The sequence below is a fragment of the Shigella sp. FC1967 genome (assembly GCF_001743005.1).
In the GTDB taxonomy this organism is placed as follows: domain Bacteria; phylum Pseudomonadota; class Gammaproteobacteria; order Enterobacterales; family Enterobacteriaceae; genus Proteus.
On record NZ_MIIZ01000780.1, the window covers coordinates 1 to 3,392 of the forward strand.

Genomic DNA, 3,392 nt, shown 5'->3' on the forward strand with positions numbered 1-3,392 from the left:
ATAGTGAATCATACGGAATACGTCTACATGGAATGAATGGTATTAGTGAATTAACGCCCTCAATGCGAGGGTATTGTGTATTTGCTGACATCGTACAAAATCAAATAGTGAATCATACGGAATACGTCTACATGGAATGAATGGTATTAGTGAATTAACGCCCTCAATGCGAGGGTATTGTGTATTTGCTGACATCGTACAAATAAATGCAGGTAAAAATAATGGCTGGAGAATGCCATCAAATATTACTGATGAAATGAATCCCATTATTTTCGTGCGACCGAAAAATTCAGGTACTGTCTTCTCATATAATAAAGCAAGGGGTCTAGTTGTTAGTAGTTCATGTGAAATGTATGTCGTTATATTTTGCACTAACTTTACTTTAACTCCTCCAAAATATGGCATTGTGATTTATAACGATAAAAAAGAAATTACATTTTCATCTAACTACAAACCCATGAAGCTCGGAGAGACAACGCGATTTAGTAATCGAAATGGAGCTTCGTTTTCTAAACTCAAAAAACCAATGATTATTCCAGATGCACAATTCGTTAACTGGAGAATACAGGGAAGTAATAGAGATGATGTTATCTATATGCGAACAGGATTTGGTTTTAGAAATGACGGGAATAATGTCTATTGGGATGACATATACAGTATCAGATCCGAGTACGGTGGGCCATGGGGAGCTAATGGCGGTAATGCGTTTAAAATAGAATTTGATATATACGGCATAGAACTCAGCGACTACTTCAATATTTAATTAACTCTTCGTTTATACATCTAGGAAAACATATCCATGATATACACAACAGGCACTGTTAACACAGTGTCAGGGTCTGCTATTGTCCGCGGAACTGGCACTAAATTTAAAAATAATAATCCAGCTATTAATATCGGGATGACTATTTTAATTAAATCGGGAACAACAAATATTCCCTACATGATTAAATCCGTTAATTCCGACACTGAATTAGTATTAGCACAACCCGCATTAGCCACAGCAACGAATACAACATTCTCAATTCATATTACTGAGCCAGATAATAATAGTGATGCAGCAAGAACAATGGTCGCTATTAATAGTTATGTTGAGTATTTCCTTGATGCAATGAACACATGGATGACTCAAACGGGCCAGACAAAAATTGAGATGCCAAATGGTGAGATTGTTACGCTAGATAGTATTAATAAGATGCAGGGGGATATTAGTGGAAAGTTGGATAAAATAGGCGGTGTGATTACCGGCAATTTAACAACATCAGCTAATTTATCACTAGCTAACGCTGGTGCTGATAAGGCTGTGCTGAAGCGAAATAAAGACCAGGCGGCATGGCTAGCATTTTTATCGGATAGTGGGGTTATTCGTTGGCGAGCAGGAATGAGTACAGAAGGGGATAATGATAAGTTTAAGATAGCAGGTTGGTCTAGTGGCGGTGGAACCTATGTTAATGCGCTGGATATCAGCTATGGCGGTTCTATTGTTTTAACTGAATCATCTTGCTTAATAAATGGTAAGCCAGCGATGAGAAGCGGCGATTTTGGTTGGGGAGGTTCTGAGACACCATCAACAAACATTTCAGAAGCTGAGCTTCGTGCTGTATTAATGAATAGAAATACAGTTACGCAAATTATCAGAAATGAGCAAACAACAAAGTATGGACTCGGTGGCTCACCAATTGCTTATTTTAAATCAAAGGACACTTATCAGGCTTTAGTGTCCTCTTGGAATGGTGGTTCGTGCCGAGTTGTTGCGGGTAATGCTACATCTGAATATGTTCATAATTTATGGACTGACAGAAATACAACGGTAGACAGTAACGGTTTTATTAAACGCGCATCCCCTATTATCGACATCAATTCCGATGGCTCATTCACCACTAACGACGAATCCGAAGGCGCTACGGTTACTCGAGTAGCTAAAGGTGAATATCTCATTGAAGGCGTACTGGGCTTTAACTCAGATGCAGGATGGGGAGGCGTCGATGGCGGTATTGAAATTCCACTCGATGTTAATAAACAGCCGTTGATATGGGTTAACTCTAAAGTTAACAAAGATGGCTCTATTCTCGTTAAAACGTATCACCGAACTCACCCTAATGCACCTGAGTTTGCCAATAATAAAATTGATGGTTTCAATGATGGCGACCCAATTGATATCCCTGATGGTCGTTTTATTTCCGTACGTGTACAGATGCCAGAAGGCTCAATCTATAACGTGAGAATGCATGAGATGGAAGAAGCGCAGAAAGCGGAAGAAGAGCGTAGACAAAAAGAAGAGGAAGAAAATCAGGACACCAATAAGACACCAGAAATTGATAACTGATTGATTATATAACTCGGTCGGTTCCATCGAGCATCGGCGCAACAGAGAAGCGGTTCAAATTATATTTTTTTGAATTGCTATTAATATCATGATTTTCTGTTGATTTATTGAGTTCTATATTTTCTGACATGTTGTAATTCTTTCGTCTATTTAGGCGTTGATTATCTCTAATTTATAAAGGAGATAAAATGAGCGCGCATTATAGCATAGAGGATAGCTTACACATGCAGGATCTGATGCTAGGATGTATTTATAAAGCTGAAGATAAGTGATCATAAACGATAAAATAGGAAAACATAATGCCAACAGAAAAAAGAGTATTACCTTATTTCAAATATCATCCAGACCCGATAAAGACAGAGGCTTTTATTACAGGTGATATCGTTGTATGTGATTGTTGTGGAAAGGAAACTGATATCTATTATGGTAGCCCTTTCTATTCAGTAGAAGATATTGATGCATTATGCCCTTGGTGTATTGCTGATGGTTCGGCAAGTGAAAAATTTGATGGTAACTTTCAAGATATTGAAAGCATTGAAGGCAAAGAAGTTCTCTATGACGAAGAAGGGAAGTATTGTGGTTCGATTTTACCTCCTATAGATAAAAACAAACTCGATGAATTAACAAAACGGACGCCTGGTTATCATGGCTGGCAACAAGAGCATTGGCTAATACATTGCGATGAACCTTGTGCCTTTATTGATTATGTAGAATGGGGCGATATCAAAGATAAATTAGAACAATTTGCTTCTTTAGAACAAGATATTCAAGACGTTGGTTTTGAACTTTCTGATTTATCAGAGCGTTTATGGGATGATGGTGGATGCCAAGGTTATTTATTTAAATGTTGCTGCTGTGGAAAACTACGCCTACATATTGATTTTAGTTAATAAACATTATTTAAATGATATTAAGTCTAGTTTTAGAATATAGACTTAATATTTATTTTTACAAAATATCCTATTTTGTATTGTCTCTATTAAAAATGGAAATAGTCACCACTCAAGATTTTTACGCTATAAAGCAAAAAAAATAAAAAAGAGGAGTGTTGAATATGAACATTAAA

The 3,392-nt window shown here is 37.0% G+C and carries 3 protein-coding genes; all 3 read left to right on the top strand.

What is annotated here, in order from left to right; genetic code table 11:
• Positions 1 to 136: 136 nt before the first annotated feature.
• The gene (locus BHE89_RS12770) at positions 137 to 763 is read left to right on the top strand and encodes a hypothetical protein (protein ID WP_128860525.1); all 627 of its coding nucleotides are present in this window, start codon (positions 137 to 139) and stop codon (positions 761 to 763) included.
• 36 nt (positions 764 to 799) lie between these two features.
• Positions 800 to 2,326, top strand: coding sequence for a phage tail fiber protein (locus BHE89_RS24330; RefSeq protein ID WP_069366994.1), 1,527 nt, complete (start codon positions 800 to 802; stop codon positions 2,324 to 2,326).
• A 299-nt stretch (positions 2,327 to 2,625) separates the two neighbouring features.
• A complete protein-coding gene (cbrC, locus tag BHE89_RS12785) occupies positions 2,626 to 3,216 on the top strand; it encodes a PF03691 family colicin E2 tolerance protein CbrC (protein ID WP_069366993.1) in 591 nt (196 codons plus the stop codon).
• Positions 3,217 to 3,392: the final 176 nt, after the last annotated feature.